Consider the following 26,870-nt stretch of genomic DNA (forward strand, 5'->3'; position numbering starts at 1 on the left):
GAAGTCCAGCGGAGATTATTTTGATTAGAATGGTAATTTACCAGCGAAAGCACCAAGTGATTTTTTAGTTGCTTCATCGATTTGGTTTAAAGCATCATTGATAGCTTGGATAGTCATATCTTGCAGTGTTTCGATATCTTCTGGATCAACAACAGCTTCCGCAAAGTTGAGTGAAACCACTTTTTTGTCACCAGTCAATTCAGCAACAACTAAGTCTTGAGCTGATTTTCCAGTAAAAGTTGTGCTCGCAAGTTCATTTTGCTTAGCTTCCATTTGCTTTTGCATTTTTTGTGCCTGTTTCATCAGGTTTTGCATATTCATCATAAGATTTTTAAGATTCCTTTCGTATCAAGGGGTTAGGCCCTCTTGTTAAAATGTTTTTGTCTAAATTTGCCTTATTGTTAAACATCTTTAAAGGCAGAGGTGGTTTTAAAGAGACTATCAGATGTGTGATACCTCCATGTATTCTATATTATATCATTTTGAGGGTAGAACTTAAAGTCTCATAATTATCTTATCAAACTAGGGGGATGTTCCAAAGTAAGTTTCCCCCTCACTTTTTAAAGTGGAAGTGAGTCTGGGACTTTATTGTGTAGTTAGGAAATAAGGATTTTACAAAAACTTTACAAAATCTAGGTAATAGATTTGATGTTTGATTTTTATAATAAGTAGTGTAAAGAAACTTAAGGAGTTTATCATGAAAAAAATGAAATTTTTGTCGAATGCTTACTATTATGGGAGCTACATTTGCAGGACTTGCTGCTTGTGGTAATTCTGAGGGTGGTTCTTCATCTAACTCAGAAACCATTAACGTTGTTTCTCGTGAGGAAGGTTCTGGGACTCGCGGAGCATTCATTGAACTATTTGGTGTTGAAGAAAAAAATGATGCAGGTGAAAAAGTTGATTTGACAACTGATAAAGCAATTGTTACCAACTCAACATCTGTCATGCTAACAACAGTAGCAGGTGATCAATCAGCTGTCGGCTATGCTTCACTTGGTTCATTGAACGATACGGTTAAAGTTCTTAAAATTGATGGTGCTGAAGCTACTGTGGATAAGATCAAGTCTGGTGACTATAAAATTTCACGTCCATTCAATATCGTTACTAAAGATAACATTAACGAAGCAGCACAAGATTTTATCACCTTTATTCTAAGTAGCGATGGTCAAGCTGTTGTTCAAAAGAGTGGTTATATTCCACTTGATGATACGACTGCTTATCAATCATCTGTAGATTCAGGTAAAGTTGTTATTTCAGGTTCAAGTTCTGTAACACCTGTCATGGAAAAACTAAAAGAAGCTTACGGCAAAGTAAATGCGAAAGTAGAAATTGAGATTCAACAAAGTGACTCTTCTACAGGTATTGCCAATACTATTGATGGTACTTCTGATATCGGAATGGCTTCACGTGAATTAAAAGATGAAGAAACGTCTAAGGGTATTAGCTCAACTGTTATTGCCATGGATGGTATTGCTGTAATTGTTAATAAAGACAATAAAACTGATGAATTGACTAGCGACCAAATTAAGGCAATCTTTACAGGAGAAATCAGTGGCTGGGACAAATTGTCAAACTAAGGTGTTGTGAATGAATCATACAAAAGAAAAAATGATGCAAGCGGTATTCTTTTTTACCGCCTGTATTTCTATTCTGTCGGTGTTACTAATCTGTGTCTTTCTATTTTCTAGTGGTATTCCTGCGATTAGTAAAATTGGTCTTGGAAATTTTCTTTTCGGGACTGTTTGGAGACCTGCTAATAATCTTTTTGGTATTTTCCCGATGATAGTCGGGTCTCTCTATGTGACAGCTGGTGCCTTAATCGTTGGTGTTCCCGTAGGAGTTTTAACAGCAGTCTTTATGGCTTCCTTTTGTCCTAAGGCTATTTATAGACCTTTAAAGGCAGCGATTAACTTGATGGCTGGTATTCCATCAGTTGTTTATGGTTTCTTCGGATTAGTTGTTTTGGTCCCTTTTGTCCGTGATCATGTTGGGGGATTTGGGATGGGAGTTTTAACAGCTTCAATTTTGTTGGGGGTGATGATTTTACCAACTATTATTAGTGTCTCGGAGGCAGCTATTAGAGCAGTACCGAATTCATATTATGAGGGCGGACTTGCTCTAGGGGCTTCGCATGAGCGCAGTGTTTTCTTTGCAGTTCTTCCAGCAGCTAAACGAGGCATTTTAGCAGCGATTATTTTAGGTATTGGTCGTGCTATTGGTGAGACTATGGCGGTAATTATGGTTGCGGGGAATCAGGCGATTTTACCAGATTCGTTGACATCTGGTGTCAGAACCATGACGACAAATATTGTTATGGAAATGGGATATTCTAGTGGTTTGCACAGAGAAGCTCTCATCGGAACAGCCGTAGTGCTTTTTGTCTTTGTGCTGATGATTAATATCAGTTTCTCATTATTAAATAAAGAGGAGTAAACATGGAAAACATTAATCAACGTAGCTTGAAGCAAAATTGGAGGTCACGGCAAAAAGATCCAGTCTCTCTTGTCTTGTTTTTATTGGTTTATGGCTCTGCTTTAGCAACCTTTTTAGGAATCATCTTTGTGGTTGGATATATCTTGGTGAGAGGTATTCCACATTTGACGCCTAGCCTATTTGCCTTAACTTATAATAGTGAAAATGTTTCGTTATTACCAGCTCTTATCAACACCGTCTTTATGACGATTCTAGCATTGCTTGTAGCCGTTCCGATTGGAATTGGGGCTTCTATCTATTTAACAGAGTATGCTCGTCGTGACAATCCTTTTGTCAGTGTCATTCGAATTGCAACAGAGACCCTATCTGGTATTCCGTCCATTATTTACGGATTGTTTGGGGCGCTATTCTTTGTCAAATATGCTCATATGGGACTCTCATTACTATCTGGAGCGGTTACCTTGAGTATTATGATTTTACCCTTAATTATCCGAACAACGGAAGAAGCTCTGTTATCCGTACCAGATGCCTACCGTGAGGGAGCTTTTGCTCTAGGAGCAGGGAAACTACGGACGATTTTTAAAATTGTCCTTCCAAGTGCCATGCCCGGTATCTTTTCAGGTATCATTCTAGCTATTGGGCGGATTGTGGGAGAATCAGCAGCGCTTATTTTCACAGCTGGAACAGTAGCAGAAGTTGCCAAGAGTCTCTTTAGTTCTTCCAGAACCTTAGCTGTGCATATGTACGCTATTTCAGGTGAAGGACTTTATATCAATCAAACCTATGCAACTGCGGTGGTGTTATTGGTTTTAGTCATTGTTATCAATCTTTTGTCTGGATTAGTTGCTAGACGATTAGGAAGTGAATCAAATCATGAATAAATTAGTTATCAATCATCTCGATCTCTATTATGGCGATTTTCATGCCCTTAAAAATATCAACTTAGAGATTGCACAAAATGAGATTACTGCTTTTATCGGCCCATCAGGATGTGGGAAATCAACCTTATTGAAAAGCCTCAATCGAATGAACGACTTGGTGAAAAATTGTCGGATTACAGGGGAGGTTAAACTAGATGGTCAAGATGCTTATAGAGAATTAGATATTAACATTCTCCGTAAGAAAGTTGGCATGGTATTTCAAAAACCAAATCCATTTCCAATGAGTATCTATGATAATATTGCATTTGGCCCAAGAACTCATGGTATCCATAATAAGGTCCAATTAGATGAAATTGTTGAACGTTCTCTTAAGCAAGCAGCTATCTGGGATGAGGTCAAAGACCGTCTTAATAAATCTGCTTTAGGTATGTCGGGTGGTCAACAACAGAGGCTTTGCATTGCTAGAGCTCTTGCCATTGAACCAGATGTCTTATTGATGGACGAGCCAACCAGTGCTTTAGACCCAATTTCCACGGCTAAGATTGAAGAACTTGTTATGGAGTTAAAGCAAAAATATACTATTGTGATGGTAACTCACAACATGCAACAGGCTGTACGAATTTCAGATAAGACAGCATTTTTCCTAATGGGGGAAATTGTGGAGTATAACAAAACCAGTCAGCTATTTTCATTACCTCAAGATGAACGAACTGAAAATTATATTACAGGGAGATTTGGCTAATGCGTTCAATTTTTGAAAATCAACTTCATGTATTGAATACAAACTTAATTTTAATGGGATCACTTTGTGAAGACATTATTTCCAGTTCACTTGTTCCGATTAGTGAAAATAATCAAAGTGTTGTGAATGGTGCTAGGAAAACTTATCAACAAATTGAACAAATGGAGCATGATATCGAAGCGCAGTGCTTAAAATTACTCCTTCGTCAGCAACCTGTTGCCAAGGATTTGCGCCGCATTTCTGCTGCCTTAAAAATGGTTTACGATATGAAACGTATCGGTGCCCAGTCAGCTGAAGTCGCAGCTATTTTTAGTCAGGGTCATGTTCATGATGGTACAGAGTTTGCCCAGCTGAAACAAATGGTTGAGCAAGTAAGTGCTATGGTAACGGATAGTGTGGATGCTTTTGTCCATGATGACGAAAGTTTAGCCTTAAAAGTTATTCAAAATGATGCCTCAGTTGACCAAGAATTTGATACAATTAAGACAAGCTTAATTACCCATATTTCAGAACTTAGTCATGACGGTGACTATGTCATTGATGTCTTGATGATTGCCAAGTATCTTGAACGTATCGGGGATCATACGGTAAATATTGCAAGATGGGTGATTTTCTCAATCACTGGTGAACTAAATGGAGAAGAGACATGATTTACTGCGTTGAAGACGATGATGACATTCGTGAATTAATGCTTTATACCCTACGAACCACAGGTTTTGACGCAAAAGGTTTTCCTAGCTCAAGACCTTTTTGGGAGAGCATTCACCAAGAATTACCGAGCTTAATTTTATTGGACATCATGTTGCCCGAAGATGATGGGTTAACGATTTTACAAAAGCTGCGCTCAAAATCAATGACTAAAGAAATTCCAGTCATTATGACGACAGCTAAAGGAACAGAGTTTGATAAGGTCAAAGGACTCGATTTGGGAGCAGATGATTATCTCGTGAAGCCTTTTGGCATGATGGAGATGATTTCACGAATCAAAGCGGTGTTGAGACGAACATCTAGTCACAGTAAAGAGCATAAACTAACAATAGCTAATCTTTCACTTGATTCCAGTAATTATACGGTCAAAAAAGATGGTAAAAAGATTGAATTGACCTTAAAAGAATTTGAGTTACTATCGCTTTTTATGTTAAGTCCTAACCGTGTGTTTACCAGACAAGAATTGTTGGATAAGGTTTGGGGAGAACACTTTATTGGAGAAACGAGAACAGTCGATGTCCACATTGGAACTTTGCGCATGAAACTTGGAGATGTGAGTCACTTTATCAAAACGGTTCGAGGAGTAGGCTATTGTTTGGAGGTAACAGATGATTAAAAAAATCTTTCGATCAACATTTGGAGCTACCGTAGGTGTTCTTGTTATCTCTTTGGCACTGGTAATAGGTGTTCTTTATAATCATTTTACTCAGGTGCAACAAGAGCAACTTCAGACAGAAACAGTTCTCGCAGCCCAAGGCGTTTCTTTGGAAGGGCAAGATTATTTTGCAGACCTTAAGATGTCCAATATTAGGATTACTTGGGTGGATAATGAAGGTAAGGTCTTGTATGATAATCAATCAGATGCAACGTTGATGGATAATCATGCCAATCGCGAGGAAATCAAAGAAGCTATCGTAGATGGCTATGGTGAGAGTGTTAGGTATTCTAATACCTTAACAACTCAGTCTCTTTACTCTGCACAACGTTTGAATAATGGAACAATCTTACGTCTGTCAGTGACCCAACATAGTATTTTATTGTTGTTGTTAAGAATGTTTCAACCTCTAGCACTTGTTCTCTTGTTGGCATTCTTCTTGTCACTGTGGCTATCACGCTATATTGCTAAAGGTGTGGTTTTACCGTTGAATCAGCTAAATTTAGATAAACCACTTGATAATGATTCCTATGAAGAGATTTCTCCTCTTTTAAGACGCATTGCGAAACATCAGCAAGAAGTCACAGAGCGTGAAATCCTCATTGAACAACGTCAAACCGAGTTTAATACCATTATCTCGAAAATCAAAGAAGGGATGATTTTATTGGACAGTCATTGTCGAATCCTTAGCATCAACAATGCGGCTAAGGAGATTCTAAATACAGATGACAACGGGATTGGTAAAGATTTACTGCAAATCTTTAGGAATTTATCGTTAAATGCCTGGCTGAAAAATGGATTACAGGGTCACAAACAAGAGGGGATGCTGGAAATCGGGCATACCCATTATAAGGTACTGGTTCGTCCTATTGTTTCGGACAGTGAGGTGACAGGTGTAGCTGTTCTCTTCTTTGATGTGACTGAGCAATTACAGGTAGAGCAGTTGCGTCGTGAATTTACTGCCAATGTCTCTCATGAATTAAAAACCCCTTTGCATGTGATTTCAGGCTATTCTGAAATGCTGGCAAGCAATGTGGTAGATCAAAGGGATATTTCTACATTTGCGAAGAAGATTCACAATGAATCCCAACGTATGATACAATTAGTAGAAGATGTGATCAATCTTTCGCACCTTGATGAGATATCTGAATTAACTATGGAGCGTGTCAACCTTTATCAAGTCGCTCAAGATGTGATGGAAAATCTTTCGATTAAGGCCAATGAGCGTCATATTGATTTGGAGCTAGAAGGACAGCATACCTACCTAATTGGTAATCGTGCCTTACTTCATTCAATGGTTTACAATCTCTGTGATAATGCTATTAATTACAATCACGAAAATGGCAAAGTGACGATTGGTGTGACTACTGTCGATAATACAATTCAATTGACTGTCAAAGATACAGGCGTCGGTATTCCTAAGGAAGAGCAGGAACGTATTTTCGAACGTTTCTACCGTGTTGATAAAAGTCGTTCGAAGAAGAATGGCGGAACAGGATTGGGACTTGCTATTGTTAAACATTCCCTTGTTCAACATCATGCTACGATTAAAGTAGATAGTCAGCTGGGTGTAGGAACTACGATGACAGTTACATTTGAAGGGACTAAATAATATAAAAACTCCGCTTGATGTTCACAATCAGGCGGAGTTTTAAGGTTATGGTACCACATCAGTAATGGTTTACATTGTCACAGGAAGTTCTAGCTGAGCCTTGTTCCAATCAAGTACCAATTCATAGTCACTGTTATCACGGATAGTGTGTTCGAAGTCAGTGGTGTAAAGGACGATACGAAGGGTTGCTCCCTCTTCTAAGGCATAGATGGTTGGTTGCAGTTCCAAAGTTACTTGCATCCAGTCATCTGGTTTGATGTCCTTAATATTTAGTACCCCCTCACGATTTTGAAGGTTGATATGGCCTTTTGTAATCACACGATAAGCTGCTTCACGTTGAGGGAGTTCCACCAAGTGTTCTTTTTCAAAGTGACGACCATTGTCCACCGATTTAGGGGAAACAACTGCTGGAATGTCTTGAAGGTATTTTTTATGACCGTGTTCCAATAGCTGAGCTGAGAGCAGACCTTTATTGGTTGAAGATTTGACAGACAGTGTTAGCTTGACACGTCCATTTAGCAGCAGCACTTTTTCAACAGGAATATCAATGGTAATGGCGTTAGCTTTTTCGGTAAACAAATCAGCTTTGAAGCTATTGAAATCCTTGCCATATTTAGCGAAGCAATCGTCGTCATAGTGGTTAGAAATGGTGTGAGTGTCACTTGATAAGTCAAAGACTTCGTAGTTTTGAGAACCGAAAGTTTCAAGAGGTTGCCAAGTTTGAACGTCACGATTGTCCTGCCAGATGACTTGAGGTAGGCTGTAAAGGTTGTCTTGCCCTAAGATTTTCTGTGAGAGAAGCGTGTTCATGCTTTCACGGAAGTCGATAGATTGCCAGTTATTCATGTAGACGTGGGCACCATGGTGAAGGAAGAGGTGTTTATCAATAGCCTGTGGTAGGGCGTTAAACATGTTGAAGACATTGATTGGTTTAACATTCCAGTCTTGTGTACCGTGGGTAAAGACAACGGTAGCTTTGACCTTATCGGCATTTTTGACGTAGTTACGGTTGTGCCAAAATTGGTTATAGTCCCCAGTGTCACGACGGCTATCTTGTCCCTGTTGTTTTAAAAACTCTTGATATTGTGCATTGTGGCGGAGATAGTCACCTGCCAAGAGATTTCGGGAATAAGTAAACTCGGTTAAACTGTCCAAATCTTCACCAGGATAACCACCAGGGCTTACGACAAGACCATTTTCACGGTAGTAGTCGTACCAAGAAGAAATTCCAGCTTCTGCGATGATGACTTCCACCCCATCCACGCCTGTTGTGGCTAGAGCATTTGACATGGTACCGAGATAAGATAGGCCAGAAGTGACCACTTTACCAGTTGCCCAAGTAGCTTCAATACGACGTTCTCTGGTATTGCTTGTAAAGGCAAGAGCTCTGCCATTTAACCAGTCAATAACAGCCTTATAAGCCTCCACCTGCTGGTAGTCGCCGGTAGTCATAAAGCCATCGGAATTAAGGGTACCAATGCCTGATACGTAGATGTTGGCAAAACCACGTGCTAACATGTAGTCATTGAGGGTGTAGCTAGGACGAGGGAGACTTGTGAAGCTCTCCTCAGTTTCTGTCACAAGAGTAGCTTGACTTTGACTTTCGAGTGTCTTTATTTTTTCTTCTTTTAGGGAAATAGCTGACGCTGGTTTGACAAGAAGATCGCCTTCCATTTTGTGAGTCAGTGCATCGGAAGCAGGGCCATTCACTCCTTGCTGATAAGGAGAAGCAGTCATGATAACTGGGAGTTTATGGTTTGTTTTAGGGCGTATGATATTGACCTTGATGAGGTCAGTCTGTCCGTCATTGTCAGTATCTACAGGTGCTTCTACATAAACCACTTCACGAATGACATCGGTGGTGTCAAAGGTTGCTAAAGATTTACCATTGAAAAAGGCATAGTCATTTGTGTTAGGAATCAAGCCTTCTGACACCAAACGGTCTATCAAGGTATTCCCAGATGGGCAACGTGTTGCAAGTAATTGATGAAGATTACCAAGACTAGCATCAAAGGTGATTGGGAAATTGAGTTTTTCAATAAATTCGGCCGTGTCCTTGAAGTCTACATTTGGAATAAAACCAAGAACTTGTAAGGTTATAGTATTGAAAATATCAGCCGTGACTTCTTTGTCGGATTGGAAGAAAGAGAGGAGATCTGTTTTAGCATCTGCAATCCACATTGAAAGAGCGTAGTCCGTATCTTGGTAATGAAGTGATAGTACTTTTCGGATAAAGCCTTCTAAGTTTAATTTGAAAGCCTTGTCCGAATGGACATCAAATCCCAAAGAGCGAAGTTCCTGCTCTGCTATGGTTTCAGAAACAGCAACATAAGAAAATTGATTGTATTTCATAAGAATCCTTTCATCTATAAGAAGTCGTTATTCTAGAGAGTGGCATATTTTAAAATAAAAAAGTAAACGTTTTTATTTTAAGATATAACTTTACTTTGTTTATTATACTTGATAGAATGGTTATTGTCTAAAAAAATTCGTATTTTGAAAGGAAATTAAGACAAATGGATGTTACATGGACAGTGAAATACATCACTGAATTCTTAGCGACTGCTCTCCTTATCATTATCGGTAATGGTACAGTTGCTAACGTTGACCTTAAAGGGACAAAAGGAAACAACTCTGGTTGGATTCTAATTGCTATTGGATATGGTTTGGCAGTTATGATGCCAGCCCTTATGTTTGGTAACGTATCTGGTAACCACATCAACCCAGCCTTCACACTAGGTCTTGCAGTATCTGGACTTTTCCCGTGGAAACACGTTCCAGTTTACATTATTGCTCAACTTTTGGGGGCAATGTTTGGTCAATTGATGATTGTCATGGTTTACCGCCCATACTTCTTGAAAACGGAAAATCCAAATCATATTTTGGGGTCATTCTCAACCATCAATGCTCTTGACAACGGTACTAAAGAAAGCCGTAAAGCAGCAACTATCAATGGTTTCTTGAATGAGTTTCTTGGATCATTTGTTCTCTTCTTTGGCGCACTTGGTTTGACTAAAAACTTCTTTGGTGCTGAACTTGGTTCATTGATTAAAGAAACATTGACGTCACAAGCCGCAGCTTATGGTCAAAAATTATCAGAATCAGATATCGCTGATGCAGCTAAAGCACAATTAGCTCAAATGACAAATGGTAGCCAAGCAGTTGCCCACATCGCACTAGGTTTCCTTGTTATGGCGCTTGTAGCCGCAGTTGGTGGTCCAACAGGTCCTGGTCTAAACCCAGCACGTGACCTTGGTCCACGTATCCTTCACGCACTTCTTCCAAAATCAATTCTTGGTGAAAATAAAGCAGATTCTAAATGGTGGTACGCTTGGGTAGGTGTTTGTGCGCCAATCCTTGCTTCAATCGCAGCAGTAGCACTTTTCAAATACCTTTACCTATAAGAAGATTTAGTAAGTTATCATTTAGCATAAATAGAAAAAAGAGGTTGGGAATCCCAACCTCTTAAATTTTAGTGTATAGATAATTTGGCGCAGTGGGTGATTGGAAGTCCGCAACTGGACACTTCTTCATTTTCAAGAGTTCACCTAAAACCTCCATTGGACAGTTTCAGTCTGAGTATTAAAATAAGAGAGCGAGGAAAATCAAAATCGTCATTTTTTTGATGATTTAACGATTTTTCCCACTCTCTTTTTAACATATTATCTTGTTTTTCTGAGTGCCCTAATCAGTAGGTAGAGCTCTCCCGTATACTTATTTCTTTTGGACAACGATTTCCCAAGAAGCTGTTCCGACTTGTTCAAATCGTGTGACTGGGTAGCCAGCCTCAGCTGCCCAGTTAGGGATGCTTTCGGTGCCTTGGGTACAATCAAATTTGATTAAGAGTTCATCACCAGGTGATAATTGTTTCATTTTTTCCTTTGCATCAATTAAAGGAAATGGGCAAACCAAGCCCCCAGTTTCAAGTTCTACTAATGCCATATTAAATTCTCTCCTATTTTTTTAATGGTTTTACAAAAATAAAATACGATACGGTCCAAACACCTAAAATGCTGAACAACAGTGCAAGCCATCCTTTGCTGGACATCACTGCTGTAGCAGTTAATCCATTACCGATTGTACAACCGCCTGCCCAGGCAGCTCCGATTCCCATCAAAATTCCTCCAATGGTACTTTTTCCAAGCGTAGCGATATCAGGAAGACGCCATCTAAATTCATTTGCTCCTTTGGCGGCAATGTAGGAACCAATTAGAATGCCGAGAACCATATAAACGCCCCAGTTCAATAATTTGGAATCTCCAGTAACGATATATGAAATGATATGGGCAGACGGTGTTGTGATACCTAGACCACCGACACGACCTGTCCACTCGCTTGCAGGCCATGCTGCTAGAGCGATTAAACCAATCACAAAACCAGCCCAATATTTGTGATACGTTTTTTCAAAAAGATAATGCCTTATGCCACTGTACTTAGGTGGAAGACTTGCTGCTTTAGCTTGTGGCTTTTTCAAATCTCTCACAACAAGAACAGTCGTTACAAGTACCAATAAAGCAACTAATAGCCAGACAGAGATTCCTAGTTGACTAGCAAGGTCATCATTGATAACCCAATACTGTGATAATCCCTCATTCAGCGGTTTTAAGACCCCGAATTTCATAGCTGCCGCAGATAACATGTAAAAGAATAAGGCAATCCAGCTTCCAATCAAGCCCTCACCAGCTCGATACCATGTTCCAGTCGCGCATCCTCCGGCTAAAACAATACCGATACCAAACACGTATGAACCGATGATCGTTCCTAAAACGGAATAATCCTCATAAGGATTGGAGACAATTCCGAAATGAATTAACCCCAACACCCCGACGCTTTGAACAGCAATGGCAATCAAAAAGGCATAAAATAACCGATTGTTTTTAGCGACATACATATCTCGAAAACCACCAGTCATACAAAACCGAGTGCGTTGTAGCACAAACCCAAATATAATGCCAATAAGTCCACCTGAAATGACTTGTTGTATCATATCCTAACCCCCTATCTAAAAGTTGATATTAGATTATCACACAACATTAACTTTTTCTAATACCGTTTTCTTATCACCGTATTAAGAAATAATTATAACCCTGAATTGTATAAATTACTTGTGATGGGGTTGGCAGTTCTTGAGTAGCCGATAAGTACAGTCGAATCTCTACTGCGAAAAGTCAGTTCAAAAACTATCAATGCCATTTCGAAAAGCATAAAAAGTCATTTTTGACGTTGGTTAAGTCCCACATTCCAGTTTTTTCATTTTAAAACGCTAAATTCCCAAACTAACTTCCACCGTCTGTTAAAGTGGAAGTTAATCTGATAAAACCTCTAACAACCAGTGGAAATCCGTGTCAGGGTAAGTTCCACTGGTTTTTATAATGGTTGATTTTATTGCATTTTTAGGCGAATTTAGGTGAAAAAAGGGTACACAAAATCCCCTCATCTGAAAGCGTTTCAGATTAAGTTCCGTTATGGTGGAAGTTAGTGTGAGACGTTTGAGTGGCTTATATTTAGATTAGTTTTTAGAATTTATGTTGGAGTAATTTTGGGGACTGACAGACGTCTTCTGCGGGAATTAAGGAAATGCCAAGAAGTTTAGCCAGTTCTTCGTCATAGGTAAAGGTAAAGAGCTCATAAGCTGATTTCCCATTCAAAGCAGCGCGTTTCACGCTATTGACATGAGAACAGACTAGGTTGATATCGTCCTGAGTTAAGTTATCAAAAGAAGTTCCCTTTGGTAGAATATCGCGAATAAGGGAGTGATTTTTCTCAATTTTTCCTTTCTGGTCAGAGCGATTAGGGTCACAAAAGAATAGTTTAATCTCACCTCTGATATCCATCTCGATGTCATCAACTCTGGCAAATTCTCCGCCATTATCTGTAAGAATGATAGGGAAAACATCGAAGAAATTTCTATCAGCCTCATAAAGTGTGTTCTTGATGACATAGAAGTGTTTAGCGACCTCAAGAGCGGTTTTATTGTCCAGAAGTCTAGCGAAGATAAAGTTACAGAAAGACAAATTGAAGGTGAGTAATACTTTTCCGCCAACCCGTCCAATAACGGTGTCCATTTCAAGCCAAGAGGTCAGTTGTCTATGTGTCAGGTAGTTTTGGAAGTCCTCATAAGAACGCCCTTTTTTAGCTTCTTTAGGGATAGAAGGCAGGATAGATTTGCGCCTTTCTTTGAATTTTACAGCTCTAGCCAGATCAATAGGAGCGATAGAAAGGTATCCTTTACGGATGTGTCGATAGACGGTTGAGGAACTGACATCAAGGTTATGCGTTTTAAGGATGTGATAGATGTGTTGTCCCTTTTTCACACCATCAGAAATGACTTTATCCATATCCCAGAACGTTTGAGAGTTGAGAGGTGTTCCTTCTCGAGCCTCAACGAGGGTTTGTTCGTATTGTTTTTGAGCCTGTTTAGCGAGGTAGAAGATTTTCTTGTAGCCACAATTTTGTCTTCTCTTAGGACATCCGTTACAGACAAATGGGGATTTATCAATGAGAGGGCAAGGAAGCCCATCACTGGTAGAGGTTCTGACCTGTCTGTTACGTTTGACCTCTTTGGAAACGGTAGTAGGATCTTTTAGGATAGTTTGTCCAATGGCTTTGAAGGTTTCTCCACGTTCTAAGCCAAGTTGGATGTCATTGCGGTCTGAGAGGGTAAGGTGTTTATATTTTGTCATAGTAAGGACTCATTTCTAACACAAACGTCTCAGACTTAATTCCACCATAAAAATCCGTTTTAGACTAATTTCCACTTCGAAAGCTAAAGTGGAAATTACTTTGGGAAATTACCTTCATTTTAAAACCATTCTTAAGTTTTTAATTTTCTTGCTAAAATTTCAACTTTATTTTACAATAGAAAGGATTGGAGAATGATATGACATTAGTAACGAAAGTAACTTTCAAAACGCCTGTTGTTAGGGTGTTTGATAAGGATGCTAACATTTCTTTTTACCAAGACACTCTAGGGTTTAAATTGGTTTCTGAAGAAAATGCCATTGCTATTTTTTCTGGTTATGATAATTCTGAACGGACTTTTATCATTGAAGAGTCACCAACCTATCGAACACGTGCGGTGAATGGTAAAACGAAGCATAATAAGACGATTATTAAGGCGAAAAAGGCTTCTGATATTGAATCGCTTTTAGCAAGTGGTATGACAGTTGATGCTATCTTTCGTGGAGAAAATGGTTATGCCTTTGAAACGACATCGCCTCAAGGTTATACCTATTTATTACATGCTGAAACCAACCGCTCAAGCCTTTCTGTCGTGACGGATGCTGAGTTTACAGCAACTCCTGATTTTAAGGGCTTGTCAGATTTTGAGATTGAAGAAATTGTTCTTAATGTACCAGATGTTGAGATAGCGCAAGCTTTTTACCAAACCTTAGAACTGCCATTGCGCGTCAATTTTGTAGCGGCACAAGGGGAGGATTTACAAGCAGACCCTGACAGTGTTTGGGATTTAGAGTATTTGGAATTTACATTGCCAGCTGAGGCGGATTTACTAGCATTTCGAGAAACTCTTGAGAGCCTAGGATGTTTAATTGCTTATGCTGACAAGAAACTTGTGGTCATCAAAGACACTAGCAATATTGAAATTTGGTTTAGTAAATAAATGGAACGTATTCTAACGAAAATCCATCAGCAGATAGCTGATAACCTCTACCACGGCGCTAGTTTGGCGATTTATCAAAACGGCATGTGGAGTGAGCATTTTTTAGGAACACAAGACGGGCAAGCGCCCGTTTTTTCAGGTTTAACCTATGATTTGGCGAGTGTCTCCAAGGTTGTAGGGGTTTCTACGATTTGCACTTTCTTGTTAAATAGCGGAGCGATTCAGCTAGATGATCCTCTAGTCAAGCATTATCCTGACTTTCATGATGCCTCAGTAACCCTGCGCCAGCTTTTGACCCATACGACAGGAATTGACCCTTTTATCCCAAATCGTGATCAACTGTCAGAGGTTGAGTTGAAAGAAGCAATCAACCACATTACTGTGACGGATAATAAAGACTTTCTGTATACGGATATTAATTTTCTCTTGCTGGGTTTTATGTTGGAAGAGATTTATGGCTCCAGTCTGAAAACGATTTTTAGTCAGGAAATTTTTGAGCCTTGGCAGATGGTAGAAACTGGTTTTGGTCCTGTTAAGGAAGCTGTGCCTACGGTTAAGGGAATTCATGATGGTGTGGTCCACGATCCTAAAGCGAAAGTTTTTGGGTATCATGCAGGGTCAGCAGGGCTTTTTTCAACCGTCAAAGATTTGGAAATCTTTTGTCGCCATTATCTAGAAGATGACTTTGCTGAAAATCTGTGGACCAATATCAGTCTTGGCAATAAGCCACGTTCTATGGGCTGGAATTTAGATGGTGATTGGATTGACCACACGGGTTACACAGGACCTTTTGTGATGGTTAATCGTAAAACGCAGACTGCCGTCATCTTTTTGACCAACCGCACCTTTGAATACGATGACCGTCCTCTTTGGATTGCGAAGAGACGGAAACTGAGAGATGTGATTAAGACTTCTTTAACAGATTGAAAAAGCTCCTAAAGATAGGAGTTTTTTTCTTGACTAATCCTGACTAAGTGATAGAATAGACTTTATAAGAATTAGCAATCGGTGTGATAGAGTGCTAAAAATGAAATTGTAGCTCGAAAGCAGCTCTGCTATTTTATAAAAGACTAATAATGGAGGATAAAGATGTTAAAACCATTAGGTGACCGTGTGGTCGTGAAATTTGAAGAAGTAGAAGAAAAAACAGTGGGTGGCTTTGTCCTAGCGGGTGCCTCACATGATGCGACCAAAGTCGCTACGGTTGTTTCAGTAGGAGACGGTATCCGTACGCTTAACGGTGATTTGGTAGCACCAAGTGTAGCAGCAGGAGATAAGGTTCTTATTGAAAGCGGTGCGGGTATTGAAGTCAAAGATGGTGATGAGAAAGTAACCATCGTCCGTGAAGCAGATATTGTAGCGATTGTGGAATAATAAGAATATAAGAAAGGATAGAAAGGAGAGAGGGTAGCCTGTATGAGTTTAACTGAATACGGGCTACGGACGGCTGCAAAAAGATGAACTTCAACTAGACGCTAGCGTCGTCATTGAGTTCCCTATTTTGCTATTGTCCGTTTAACGCCCTCTATATCTTAATTATGGCAAAAGAGATTAAATTTTCAGCGGATGCGCGTGAGGCAATGGTCCGTGGTGTTGATATTTTAGCAGATACGGTAAAAGTTACCTTGGGTCCTAAGGGACGTAATGTGGTGCTTGAAAAAGCCTTTGGGTCACCACTGATTACTAATGATGGGGTAACCATTGCTAAAGAAATTGAATTAGAAGATCATTTTGAAAACATGGGAGCGAAACTCGTTTCAGAAGTGGCTTCAAAAACCAATGATATTGCGGGTGACGGGACGACAACAGCAACTGTGCTCACACAAGCTATCGTTCGTGAAGGTCTTAAAAACGTGACAGCTGGTGCCAACCCAATTGGTATCCGTCGTGGGATTGAAACAGCTGTTGCGACTGCTGTTGAAGAATTGAAAACTATCGCACAACCTGTTTCAAACCGTGAAGCTATTGCACAAGTTGCTGCGGTATCATCACGTTCTGAAAAAGTAGGTGAGTACATCTCAGAAGCGATGGAACGTGTGGGTAAAGATGGTGTCATCACTATCGAAGAATCACGTGGGATGGAAACTGAACTTGAAGTGGTTGAAGGGATGCAGTTTGACCGTGGTTACCTGTCACAATACATGGTAACGGATAACGAAAAAATGGTGGCAGACCTCGAGAACCCATTTATCTTAATTACAGATAAGAAAATTTCAAACATTCAAGAAATCTTGCCGTTGCTTGAAGAAATTCTTAAAACAAACCGTCCGCTCTTGATTATTGCTGATGATGTGGATGGTGAAGCTCTTCCAACCCTTGTTTTGAACAAAATTCGTGGAACCTTCAACGTAGTGGCAGTTAAAGCACCAGGATTCGGTGACCGCCGTAAAGCCATGCTTGAAGACATTGCTGTTTTGACAGGGGCAACAGTGATTACAGAAGACCTTGGTCTTGAATTGAAAGATGCGACAATGGCTGCGCTTGGTCAAGCGGCTAAAGTTGCTGTGGACAAAGATAGCACTGTTATCGTTGAAGGTGCAGGTTCGGCTGAAAATATTGCCAACCGTGTCAATCTCATTAAGTCACAATTGGAAACGACAACGTCAGAATTTGACCGTGAAAAACTTCAAGATCGCTTGGCGAAATTAGCAGGTGGTGTTGCAGTGATTAAAGTCGGTGCCGCAACAGAAACAGCTCTTAAAGAAATGAAATTGCGTATTGAAGATGCCCTCAATGCAACTCGTGCAGCGGTTGAAGAAGGAATCGTTGCTGGTGGAGGTACAGCGCTTGTTCAAGTGATTGAAAAAGTTGCAGCGCTTGAGCTTGAGGGTGACGATGCGACAGGTCGAAACATCGTTCTTCGTGCCCTTGAAGAGCCAGTTCGTCAGATTGCTTACAACGCTGGTTACGAAGGTTCTGTTATCATTGACAAATTGAAAAACAGTGACTCAGGTATTGGCTTTAATGCTGCGACAGGTGAGTGGGTCAACATGGTAGAAACAGGAATCATTGACCCTGTTAAAGTGACTCGTTCAGCCCTTCAAAATGCCTCTTCGGTGGCAAGTCTTATCTTGACCACAGAAGCAGTTGTTGCCAATAAACCAGAAGCAGCGGCTCCAGTAGCGCCAGCTATGGACTCAGGCATGATGGGTGGGTTCTAAAAGGACATTGTTGTAACAAAGGATAACTAATGAAAAGTTGGGTAAATCGTATCCAACTTTTTTGTCGCAGTCTTTAATGGTCTAATACTCATTAAATATCAACAGCTGATAATTTGTATTGGACCGTTAGCCTTATGTGGTAGAGACGTAAGTGACCACTTGACAGACTTCTGTTGCTTGATTTCAAATCTAGGACCTTGAAAAATCCCTTTTTGGGGACAGCTAGACAGAGGAACTTTTAGATAAGACACCAGAAAGACAAGGGAAAAGGTTGTGAACTTAGACAAAGGATGTTAAACTGGAAGTAGAGATAATGAAAGAGGAATAGCATGTATCGGTCGAAGATTAACGGAAAGACCTTGTTGGTTTATTTGTTAGGGAATGTGGTTTTAGCCTTTGGGGTCTGTCTCAATACGAAGACTGCTCTGGGAGTATCGCCAGTGACTTCGGTGGCTTTTAATATTAGCCAAATTACGGCAGTTCCGTTTGGGGTTATTAACTTTTTCTACCTCTGTGTCTTGATTGGCATTCAGTATCTTCTCTTGAAAGGGGCTTTTCAGAGATTTCAACTGACTCAGATTTTAGCGAGTTTTCTCTCTAGCTTTTTCTTACAATTATTTGATGACTTGATTGTGCTACCACAGGCTTTGCCTATTCGTCTTTTGGCATTAGTTATAGGTGTTGCTTTGACTGGTTTTGGTGCCTCACTAACGGTTGGTATGAGACTTATTCCTAATCCTGCGGATGCTTTAGCAGAGACAGTTGGACGGGTTTTGCATCGCCCGTTTGGCTTTGGGAAAAATGTCCTAGACAGTATTGCAATTACTGTTTCAATTGTTTTGGGACTGTTTTTCAAAGGAAGTTTTTTAGGCATTGGAATAGGAACAGTAGTCGCTATGGCGCTGACTGGACGGGTAATTGCCCTCTGTCATCCTTGGACGGAACGCCTGTATCAACGGTTGATTGATTAATTTTGAGGAGATAAATCAGTGCTGAGATATCATAGAATTTGCCTCAATCAATTGCTTAGATACCTCTAATCAATGCTTATGGGATAATTAAACAAGTTAGTTAAGATAGCTGAGCTTATCACGATTTTGTGATAGGCTCTTTTGATTGTGTTCACTTGGGATGAGAGATGTGTTTTGATATGGGCACATTTTTGAACACAAGCTTGTGTGTTTCTTGGTCTTTTTTAAGCGCTTACATTTTTCTATAATGAACTTGTAAATAAACATTATTACTAAATCAAAAGCGAGGTATATCTTATGGATATCTTACAAGCTGTCTTACAATGGTTCTCAACTAACATTTTGCAGAACCCTGCTTTCTTCGTTGGTCTCTTAGTTTTGGTGGGCTATATGCTCCTCAAAAAGCCAGCTCATGAAGTTTTTGCTGGTTTTGTGAAAGCTACAGTTGGTTACCTTATCTTGAATGTTGGTGCAGGTGGTTTGGTAACCACTTTCCGTCCAATCCTTGTTGCCCTAGCTAAGAAGTTTAATCTTGAAGCGGCGGTTATTGACCCTTATTTTGGTCTAGCTGCGGCTAATGCAAAATTAACAGAGATGGGCTTTATTGATGTCGCCACAACAGCTCTCTTGATTGGCTTTGGGGTAAATATTCTTCTCGTTGCTCTTCGTAAAGTGACTAAGGTTAGAACACTATTTATTACAGGTCACATCATGGTGCAACAGGCAGCGACAATTTCAGTCTTTGTCCTTCTCCTTATTCCTCAGTTGCAAAATGCGGCTGGCGCTTGGGCAGTTGGTATTATCTGTGGACTTTACTGGGCAGTCAGCTCAAATATGACAGTTGAGCCTACCCAACGTTTAACAGGTGGCGGTGGCTTTGCGATTGGTCACCAACAACAGTTTGCGATTTGGTTTGTTGACAAGGTAGCGCCATTCTTCGGTAAAAAAGAAGAAAATTTGGATAACTTGAAATTGCCTTCTTTCCTTAATATTTTCCATGATACGGTCGTTGCCTCAGCAACCTTGATGCTTGTCTTCTTTGGTGGTATCTTGGCGGTTCTTGGCCCTGAAATCATGTCTAATGCAGAATTGATTGGTGCTGGTGCTTATAACCCTGCCAAATCATTCTTCATGTATGTGATTCAGACAGCTCTTACCTTCTCAGTTTACCTCTTTATCTTGATGCAAGGTGTGCGTATGTTCGTTGCTGAATTAACGAATGCCTTCCAAGGTATCTCTAGCAAATTACTTCCAGGATCATTCCCAGCGGTTGACGTTGCAGCATCTTATGGTTTTGGTTCATCAAATGCCGTTCTTTCAGGATTTGCCTTTGGTTTGATTGGACAATTGATTACTATCGCTTTACTTGTTGTTTTCAAAAATCCAATTTTGATTATTACCGGATTTGTTCCAGTATTCTTTGATAATGCTGCGATCGCGGTTTACGCGGATAAACGTGGCGGTTGGAAAGCTGCGGTAGCCCTCTCATTCTTCTCAGGTGTTCTTCAAGTAGCGCTTGGTGCGGTGGCAGTTAGTCTCTTAGGATTGACTGGTGGTTACCACGGTAACATTGACTTGGTACTTCCTTGGTTGCCATTTGGTTATGCCTTTAAATACCTTGGTATTGCTGGTTATGTTCTAGTCTGCCTCTTCTTGCTTGTGATTCCACAATTGCAATTTGCAAAAGCAAAAGACAAAGAAGCTTACTATCGTGGCGATGCTCAATAACATCACTAAGAGTGTCTGCTCTGCTATGTTTTAAACAATAAATGGAGGAAATAAAAATGGTTAAAGTGCTTACAGCGTGTGGAAATGGAATGGGATCATCAATGGTGATCAAAATGAAAGTGGAAAAAGCCCTTCGTGAACTTGGGGTAACAGATGTCCAATCAGCGTCATGCTCTGTTGGGGAAGCTAAAGGCTTAGCTGCAGGTTATGATATTGTGGTGGCGTCAAATCACTTGATTAAAGAATTAGAAGGACGCACAAAAGGTCATCTCGTAGGACTTGATAACTTGATGGATGACAATGAAATTAAGGCAAAACTTGGGGAAGTTTTGTAGGAAAAACAAATGCTAAGGGAGGCTGAAACGAGATGTTCAACCTCCCTCGGTTTTATGACATCAGAGAGGTTTAATCATGAATTTAAAGCAATCATTTGTTGAGAACAATTCCATTCGTTTGGGGCTTACGGCTGAGACTTGGCAAGAAGCGGTACATCTGGCTTGTGATCCTTTGATTGAGAGCGGTGCGATTACCGAGGAATACTACGATGCGATTATTGCATCAACAGAAGAATATGGTCCTTATTATATTTTGATGCCTGGTATGGCGATGCCACATGCTCAAGCTGGAGTGGGTGTGTCACGCGATTCGTTCTCGTTAATCACCTTGACTAAGCCAGTCACGTTCTCAGATGGTAAAGAGGTGTCTGTCTTGCTAACCTTGGCAGCACAGTCAGCAGCCATTCATACGACAGTAGCCATTCCACAAATTATTGCCCTTTTTGAATTGGAAAATTCAATTCAGCGCTTGGTTGACTGTAAGACACCAGAAGAAGTACTGGCAATGGTAGAAGAATCAAAAAATAGTCCTTATCTTGAAGGATTGGATTTAGAGAGTTAAGAAGTATAACAGTTAGAAGAGGTAACGATTATGACAACACATATTCCAAATTTACAGGTAGCACTTGACCATTCTGATTTAAAAGGTGCCATTAAGGCAGCCGTTTCCGTTGGTCATGAAGTTGATATTATTGAAGCAGGGACAGTTTGTCTTCTTCAAGTGGGTTCTGAATTGGTTGAGGTTCTTCGCAACCTGTTTCCAGAAAAAATCATCGTTGCAGATACCAAGTGTGCGGATGCTGGTGGCACAGTCGCTAAAAACAATGCGGTACGTGGTGCTGACTGGATGACTTGTATTTGTTCAGCGACCATCCCAACCATGGAAGCAGCTCGCAAAGCTATCGAAGAAATCCGTGGTGATCGTGGTGAAATTCAGATTGAATTGTACGGAGACTGGACTTATGAGCAGGCTCAGCTTTGGTTGGATGCAGGCATTTCTCAAGCCATTTATCACCAATCGCGTGACGCTCTTCTTGCTGGCGAAACTTGGGGTGAAAAAGACCTTAATAAGGTGAAAAAACTGATTGACATGGGCTTCCGTGTGTCAGTGACCGGTGGTCTTGATGTGGATACCCTGAAACTCTTTGAAGGTGTTGATGTCTTTACCTTCATTGCAGGTCGTGGCATTACTGAAGCAGAAGATCCAGCTGGGGCAGCGCGTGCTTTCAAGGATGAAATTCGTCGTATCTGGGGGTAGATTATGGCTCGTCCGATTGGTATTTATGAAAAGGCGACCCCAAAGCACTTTAGCTGGTTGGAACGTCTTGAATTTGCAAAAGAACTAGGATTTGATTTTGTGGAAATGTCTGTGGACGAATCCGATGACCGTTTGGCACGCTTAGACTGGACAAAGGCAGAGCGTTTAGAAGTGGTTAAGGCCATTTATGAGACAGGGGTGCGAATTCCAACCATTTGCTTCTCAGGTCATCGTCGCTACCCGCTAGGATCTAATGATCCTGAAATTGAAGCAAAGTCACTTGAATTAATGAAAAAATGCATTGAACTCGCTCAGGATTTAGGCGTTAGGACGATCCAATTAGCAGGTTACGATGTCTATTACGAGGAAAAATCTCCTGAAACGCGTGAGCGCTTCATCAAAAATCTTCGAAAATCATGCGACTGGGCAGAAGAAGCTCAAGTCATCTTAGCCATTGAAATTATGGATGACCCTTTTATGTCCTCAATTGAAAAATACAGGGCGGTGGAAAAAGAAATCGATTCTCCCTACCTCTTTGTCTATCCTGATACGGGAAATGTGTCAGCTTGGCACAATGACATTTGGAGTGAATTTTACCTTGGGCACCAGTCCATTGCTGCCTTGCATTTGAAAGACACTTATCCAGTGACAGAAACCTCTAAAGGTCAATTTCGTGATGTGCCCTTTGGAAAAGGCTGTGTCGATTGGGAAAACATGTTTGCAGTGATTAAGAAAACCAACTATAACGGTCCATTTTTGATTGAAATGTGGTCAGAAAATTGTGAAACGGTGGAAGAAACGCGTGCCGCTATCCAAGAAGCGCAGGCCTTCCTTTACCCACTGATGAAGAAAGCAGAGGTTATCTAATGGCAAAAGATTTACAAGAAATGCGACAACGTGTCTATGAGGCGAATGTTGCTCTTCCTGCGCACGGATTGGTTAAATTCACATGGGGAAATGTCTCTGAAGTTTGCCGTGAATTGGGACGCATCGTCATCAAACCATCAGGTGTTGACTATGACAAATTAAGCCCTGAAAACATGGTGGTTACAGACCTTGATGGAAATGTGGTCGAAGGTGACTTGAACCCATCATCTGATTTGGCAACTCATGTTGCTCTCTATAAGGCTTGGCCAGAGGTGCAAGCAGTTGTTCACACCCACTCAACTGAAGCGGTTGGTTGGGCACAGGCTGGTCGTGACATTCCATTTTATGGGACGACCCATGCAGATTATTTCTATGGTCCAATCCCATGTGCTCGTTCATTGACTAAAGAAGAAGTTGACACAGCCTATGAAAAAGAAACGGGTTCGGTCATTATTGAAGAATTTACACGCCGTGGCTTAAACCCAGTAGCCGTACCGGGTATTGTTGTCCGTAATCATGGACCATTTACTTGGGGGAAAACACCTGCGCAAGCTGTTTACCATTCAGTAGTTCTTGAAGAAGTGGCAAAAATGAACCGCTTTACAGAGCAAATCAACCCACGTGTTGAACCTGCACCGCAGTATATTTTGGATAAACATTATCTCCGTAAGCACGGACCAAATGCTTACTACGGACAAAAAGGTGACCAGCACTAACAGTCGTGAGAGTAGGGATGAAGGCTAGTGGCTTGAATACTAGACTTTCTTCCCGCTCTTTTAAAATACTAGAGAGCTATAAAGATGTGCTAGGAAATGTTAATAGTCAAGAGCAAGGGACAGTTTCGTAAATTTTGTTTTTTTAACTGCATACGTTTGCACAAAAATGTTATAATGAGTATAGATGTTTTTAACGTATAATACTCATCCAAAATCAAAATTAGCATTTTAGAACCACTGATATCATTGATAGACCACCGAACGAAGTGAGGTTAACATGTTTCTTTCGTTATAGTGGTATTCATATCAGTGACACTGTCCAGTGGACAGTGTCAGCCTGAGCTTAGAAATCAAAAAGCGAGGGGAATTGGCTTGATAAGAACGGATTTTTGGGAGAACTACAGAAATTGAAAGTCAATTCCGTAGTAGTTCCCCCGCAAGGATGATTAGGGTGGACGCTGTCGAGTAGTCGACAAGCACAGCCAATCATCTACTGCGATAGAGATAAGCTCAAATCTAGCAATGAAACTCCGTAGGAGTTTTGATGTTGACTTTGTCAACTCTATTTCCCACCTCCAAAGATCTCCCAGACCTTTGGAGCGTCCGCACTTTTAAGAAAGAAACAAAAAGTAATTTTTGATTTTTGTTAAGTATAAATCGGATAGTGATTAGAAGAGGAGGAAAGAATGCTCTTATTGGACAAGAAAAGCTATGGATTGGTGAATTATCTGTTAGCATTGGAAGAACCTGAAACAGTCATGACCATTGCGAAAGCTCTGAATCAATCTCGTCGCAAAATTTATTATCATCTTGATAAGATTAACGAAGCCTTGCCTAAAGAAGTTGATCAAATTATTGCCTATCCTCGAGTTGGTATTGTTTTGACTGCTACACAAAAAGATGCTTGTCGCATGTTATTAGAAGGAATGGATGACTATAGCTATGTGATGAGCATTGAAGAACGTCAAATGCTGATGATGAGCTACATCGCTGCCTCACTAGATCGGGTAACCATTGAAAAATTAATGACGCTGACAGGGGTTTCACGAAATACCGTTTTAAATGATTTGAATGAGATAAGAAGACAACTCTCTTTAGAACAATATCAAATCAAACTATTATCAACGAAGTCGTGTGGCTATTATTTTGACACTCATCCCTTGTCAAAATTTCAATTTTTTTACAAGTTGTTAGATGACCTTGAACGTTTAACTAGCCAGCATTTTATGACGATTTTTCAAGATAAAATGGAAAATTATTTAGAACTGTCACTTCATGTTCCGCAACATGTGATGAGTTATATTGATGATTTTCTAAAAAAATCCCGAAAGCAATTAGGGAAAACTCTAAATTATCAAGATAGTCAATTGTTCCTAAAACGCTTCCCTTACTTATTGCTATGCTATCGTAATACTTATCTTACGGCTACAGAAAAAGGGCAATTAGAGCAAGACTTTCAGCGGATTGCCCATCGTAAGGAATATAGCCTAGCCATCGATTTGGCGACGGGCTTGAAAAATGACTGTGATTTTCCATTGGATGAAGGGGAAATTGGATTGATTGCGATGCTATTGCTGGCCTATCGTAAAGATCGAGATGCCCATCTAGAAAGCCGAGATTACGACGAATGCGCTCCGATATTGAAGGTTTTATTTCGCAGTTAAAAGTCCGATTTCATTTAGAATTTACCCATGAAAAAGAATTGATTAACCAATTGCTCAGACACTGCAAAGCATTGGTTTACCGAAAGACTTATGGCATTTTTTCTACAAATCCGCTAACAGAGCACATTCAAGATAAGTATGCAGAGCTTTTTGCGATGACGCAGGTCTGTGCTGAGATGCTTGAAAAAGCTTGGGGGATTACGCTAACACCAGATGACATTGCCTACCTAACGGTTCATCTAGGTGGAGAACTGAGACGTCATCATAATGAAAGAAAGAATTGTCGCATCATTTTAGTCTGTGATGAGGGGATAGCCATTCAGAAATTATTGCTAAAGCAATGTCAGACCTATTTACCCCTACACCATATTGAAGCTGTATTTACCTCAGAACAATTCCATAGTGTAAGAGATTTGATTACATCGGATGTTGTGGTAACAACAACAAATGCCATAGAGTCTCCTGTACCAAGTTTAGTAATTAATCCGATTTTATCCGAAAGTGATTTGATCCGATTGATTCGTTTTGTGAAACATAAAGGACGAGATGTGGAACAAGATATTCGTACGAGCATAGATCAAAGCATTCGCCACTATGTGAAAGACGATTCAGAAGCCTATCTCTTGAGAAGTCAAATCGAAAAAGTTCTCAATCAAGAATTTCTTTTGGATATCATTGTTTAACGCTTTTAAATAGCAAGAAAATGATTGTATCCCATCCAGAGTATGGATGATATGCTGAGAACGTTTTTTAATGGCTAAAAGGGATTAAAAAGCTAAGCAAAATGCTCAGCTCATGATAGTTTTATCAGTTTATATGAACCCAGATATCGTAAGATACTGGGCTGTTTTTAGTTATAGGGCCTATTTTGAGATGAGTATCAAGATTTGAGCTTATACTTAACAAAAATCAAAAATTACTTTTTGTTTCTTTCTTAAAAGTGCGGACGCTCCAAAGGTCTGGGAGACCTTTGGAGGTGGGAAATAAGACGAACAGAGTTCGTCACAGTCGATAAGGTTTGGGGAACCTTTTGAGGTGGGAAATAGAGTTGACAAAGTCAACATCAAAACCTCCTACGGAGTTTCATTGCTAGATTTGAGCTTATCTCTATCGCAGTAGATGATTGGATGTACTTGTCGACTACTCGACAGCGTCCACCCTAATCATCCTTGCGGGGGAACTACTATGAAATTGACTTTCAATTTCTGTAGTTCTCCCAAAAATCCGTTCATATCGAGAGTGAACTCTCAATGCTTTTTTGTGGCTGAGAACTATTTTTGTCTCAGCCTCATGAATACCACTATAGCGAAAGAAACATGTTAGCCTCACTTCGTTCGGTAGTCCATCAAAAGTATTAGAGGTTCTAAAATGCTAATTTTGATTTTGGATGAGTATTATTATTTTTGCAGTAGATGAATGCTTATTGACTAATCAACAGCGTCTAACCTATTGCAAAATCATCAATCTGTAATTTTCCCAAAAATTAATCAATGACGAACTAGGTGGACAATAGAT

The 26,870-nt window shown here is 40.2% G+C and carries 24 protein-coding genes and 1 pseudogene; 20 read left to right on the top strand and 5 right to left on the bottom strand.

Features of this window, described 5'->3' with window-relative positions:
- Positions 1–24: 24 nt before the first annotated feature.
- Positions 25–324, bottom strand: a complete 300-nt coding sequence (locus tag AB6M99_RS02240; RefSeq protein ID WP_121836287.1) for a YbaB/EbfC family nucleoid-associated protein — start codon at positions 322–324, stop codon at positions 25–27.
- A 410-nt stretch (positions 325–734) separates the two neighbouring features.
- Here AB6M99_RS02240 and AB6M99_RS02245 point away from each other — a divergent pair, with 410 nt between their 5' ends.
- Genes AB6M99_RS02245 through AB6M99_RS02275 form a run of 7 tightly spaced genes read left to right on the top strand, consistent with a single transcriptional unit; the run spans position 735 to position 7,034 of the window.
- A complete protein-coding gene (locus AB6M99_RS02245; protein ID WP_369351269.1) occupies positions 735–1,580 on the top strand; it encodes a substrate-binding domain-containing protein in 846 nt (281 codons plus the stop codon).
- 10 nt (positions 1,581–1,590) lie between these two features.
- Entirely contained in the window at positions 1,591–2,436 is an 846-nt protein-coding gene (pstC, locus tag AB6M99_RS02250; RefSeq protein WP_121836285.1) for a phosphate ABC transporter permease subunit PstC, read from the top strand.
- Positions 2,437–2,438: 2 nt separating this feature from the next.
- Positions 2,439–3,317, top strand: coding sequence for a phosphate ABC transporter permease PstA (pstA, locus tag AB6M99_RS02255; protein ID WP_121836284.1), 879 nt, complete (start codon positions 2,439–2,441; stop codon positions 3,315–3,317).
- The gene (pstB, locus tag AB6M99_RS02260) at positions 3,310–4,059 is read left to right on the top strand and encodes a phosphate ABC transporter ATP-binding protein PstB (protein ID WP_121836283.1); all 750 of its coding nucleotides are present in this window, start codon (positions 3,310–3,312) and stop codon (positions 4,057–4,059) included. Before pstA ends, pstB begins: the two co-directional genes overlap by 8 nt.
- On the top strand, positions 4,059–4,709 hold the full coding sequence (phoU, locus tag AB6M99_RS02265; RefSeq protein WP_121836282.1) for a phosphate signaling complex protein PhoU: 651 nt from the start codon (positions 4,059–4,061) through the stop codon (positions 4,707–4,709). Before pstB ends, phoU begins: the two co-directional genes overlap by 1 nt.
- Positions 4,706–5,383: a winged helix-turn-helix domain-containing protein gene (locus tag AB6M99_RS02270; protein WP_121836281.1), complete on the top strand. Its 678-nt coding sequence runs from the start codon at positions 4,706–4,708 to the stop codon at positions 5,381–5,383. Before phoU ends, AB6M99_RS02270 begins: the two co-directional genes overlap by 4 nt.
- Positions 5,376–7,034, top strand: a complete 1,659-nt coding sequence (locus AB6M99_RS02275; protein WP_121836280.1) for an ATP-binding protein — start codon at positions 5,376–5,378, stop codon at positions 7,032–7,034. The genes AB6M99_RS02270 and AB6M99_RS02275 overlap by 8 nt, the downstream gene beginning before the upstream one ends.
- 69 nt (positions 7,035–7,103) lie before the next feature.
- Here AB6M99_RS02275 and AB6M99_RS02280 read toward each other — a convergent pair whose 3' ends face one another.
- Positions 7,104–9,386 carry a Xaa-Pro dipeptidyl-peptidase gene (locus tag AB6M99_RS02280; RefSeq protein ID WP_369351055.1) on the bottom strand — a complete coding sequence of 761 codons (2,283 nt, stop codon included), beginning with the start codon at positions 9,384–9,386 and terminating at the stop codon, positions 7,104–7,106.
- 164 nt (positions 9,387–9,550) lie between these two features.
- On the opposite strand from AB6M99_RS02280, the gene gla reads away from it, so the two are divergent.
- A complete protein-coding gene (gene gla, locus AB6M99_RS02285; protein WP_369351056.1) occupies positions 9,551–10,438 on the top strand; it encodes an aquaglyceroporin Gla in 888 nt (295 codons plus the stop codon).
- A gap of 310 nt (positions 10,439–10,748) precedes the next feature.
- On the opposite strand, the gene AB6M99_RS02290 is transcribed toward gla, so the two are convergent.
- The 3 genes from AB6M99_RS02290 to AB6M99_RS02300 form a co-directional block, all read right to left on the bottom strand.
- Positions 10,749–10,976: a sulfurtransferase TusA family protein gene (locus AB6M99_RS02290; protein WP_121836277.1), complete on the bottom strand. Its 228-nt coding sequence runs from the start codon at positions 10,974–10,976 to the stop codon at positions 10,749–10,751.
- A 13-nt stretch (positions 10,977–10,989) separates the two neighbouring features.
- Positions 10,990–12,021 carry a YeeE/YedE family protein gene (locus AB6M99_RS02295; RefSeq protein ID WP_121836276.1) on the bottom strand — a complete coding sequence of 344 codons (1,032 nt, stop codon included), beginning with the start codon at positions 12,019–12,021 and terminating at the stop codon, positions 10,990–10,992.
- A 529-nt stretch (positions 12,022–12,550) separates the two neighbouring features.
- On the bottom strand, positions 12,551–13,717 hold the full coding sequence (locus tag AB6M99_RS02300; RefSeq protein ID WP_369350352.1) for an IS30 family transposase: 1,167 nt from the start codon (positions 13,715–13,717) through the stop codon (positions 12,551–12,553).
- A gap of 197 nt (positions 13,718–13,914) precedes the next feature.
- On the opposite strand from AB6M99_RS02300, the gene AB6M99_RS02305 reads away from it, so the two are divergent.
- From AB6M99_RS02305 to AB6M99_RS02360, 12 genes and pseudogenes are all read left to right on the top strand, one after another.
- Complete coding sequence (locus AB6M99_RS02305) at positions 13,915–14,655, top strand: CppA N-terminal domain-containing protein (protein WP_121835951.1); 741 nt, start codon at positions 13,915–13,917, stop codon at positions 14,653–14,655.
- A complete protein-coding gene (locus tag AB6M99_RS02310) occupies positions 14,656–15,582 on the top strand; it encodes a serine hydrolase domain-containing protein (protein WP_121835950.1) in 927 nt (308 codons plus the stop codon).
- A 162-nt stretch (positions 15,583–15,744) separates the two neighbouring features.
- Positions 15,745–16,029: a co-chaperone GroES gene (gene groES, locus AB6M99_RS02315; RefSeq protein ID WP_121835949.1), complete on the top strand. Its 285-nt coding sequence runs from the start codon at positions 15,745–15,747 to the stop codon at positions 16,027–16,029.
- Between the two features lie 164 nt (positions 16,030–16,193).
- Positions 16,194–17,816: a chaperonin GroEL gene (gene groL / locus AB6M99_RS02320; protein ID WP_121835948.1), complete on the top strand. Its 1,623-nt coding sequence runs from the start codon at positions 16,194–16,196 to the stop codon at positions 17,814–17,816.
- A 329-nt stretch (positions 17,817–18,145) separates the two neighbouring features.
- Positions 18,146–18,787: a YitT family protein gene (locus tag AB6M99_RS02325; RefSeq protein ID WP_121835947.1), complete on the top strand. Its 642-nt coding sequence runs from the start codon at positions 18,146–18,148 to the stop codon at positions 18,785–18,787.
- Between the two features lie 297 nt (positions 18,788–19,084).
- The gene (locus AB6M99_RS02330) at positions 19,085–20,515 is read left to right on the top strand and encodes a PTS sugar transporter subunit IIC (RefSeq protein ID WP_121835946.1); all 1,431 of its coding nucleotides are present in this window, start codon (positions 19,085–19,087) and stop codon (positions 20,513–20,515) included.
- A gap of 56 nt (positions 20,516–20,571) precedes the next feature.
- A complete protein-coding gene (locus AB6M99_RS02335) occupies positions 20,572–20,850 on the top strand; it encodes a PTS sugar transporter subunit IIB (RefSeq protein ID WP_121835945.1) in 279 nt (92 codons plus the stop codon).
- 76 nt (positions 20,851–20,926) lie between these two features.
- Positions 20,927–21,412, top strand: coding sequence for a PTS sugar transporter subunit IIA (locus AB6M99_RS02340; RefSeq protein WP_121835944.1), 486 nt, complete (start codon positions 20,927–20,929; stop codon positions 21,410–21,412).
- 30 nt (positions 21,413–21,442) lie between these two features.
- Positions 21,443–22,108 carry a 3-keto-L-gulonate-6-phosphate decarboxylase UlaD gene (locus AB6M99_RS02345; protein WP_121835943.1) on the top strand — a complete coding sequence of 222 codons (666 nt, stop codon included), beginning with the start codon at positions 21,443–21,445 and terminating at the stop codon, positions 22,106–22,108.
- Positions 22,109–22,111: 3 nt separating this feature from the next.
- Positions 22,112–22,975 (top strand): L-ribulose-5-phosphate 3-epimerase, encoded by an 864-nt coding sequence (locus tag AB6M99_RS02350; RefSeq protein WP_121835942.1) that lies wholly within the window; start codon positions 22,112–22,114, stop codon positions 22,973–22,975.
- Complete coding sequence (locus tag AB6M99_RS02355) at positions 22,975–23,691, top strand: L-ribulose-5-phosphate 4-epimerase (RefSeq protein ID WP_121835941.1); 717 nt, start codon at positions 22,975–22,977, stop codon at positions 23,689–23,691. The genes AB6M99_RS02350 and AB6M99_RS02355 overlap by 1 nt, the downstream gene beginning before the upstream one ends.
- A 686-nt stretch (positions 23,692–24,377) precedes the next feature.
- A pseudogene (locus AB6M99_RS02360) lies at positions 24,378–26,038 on the top strand (transcription antiterminator).
- Positions 26,039–26,870 lie beyond the last annotated feature (832 nt).

This window comes from Streptococcus hillyeri (assembly GCF_041081565.1).
GTDB lineage: Bacteria > Bacillota > Bacilli > Lactobacillales > Streptococcaceae > Streptococcus > Streptococcus hillyeri.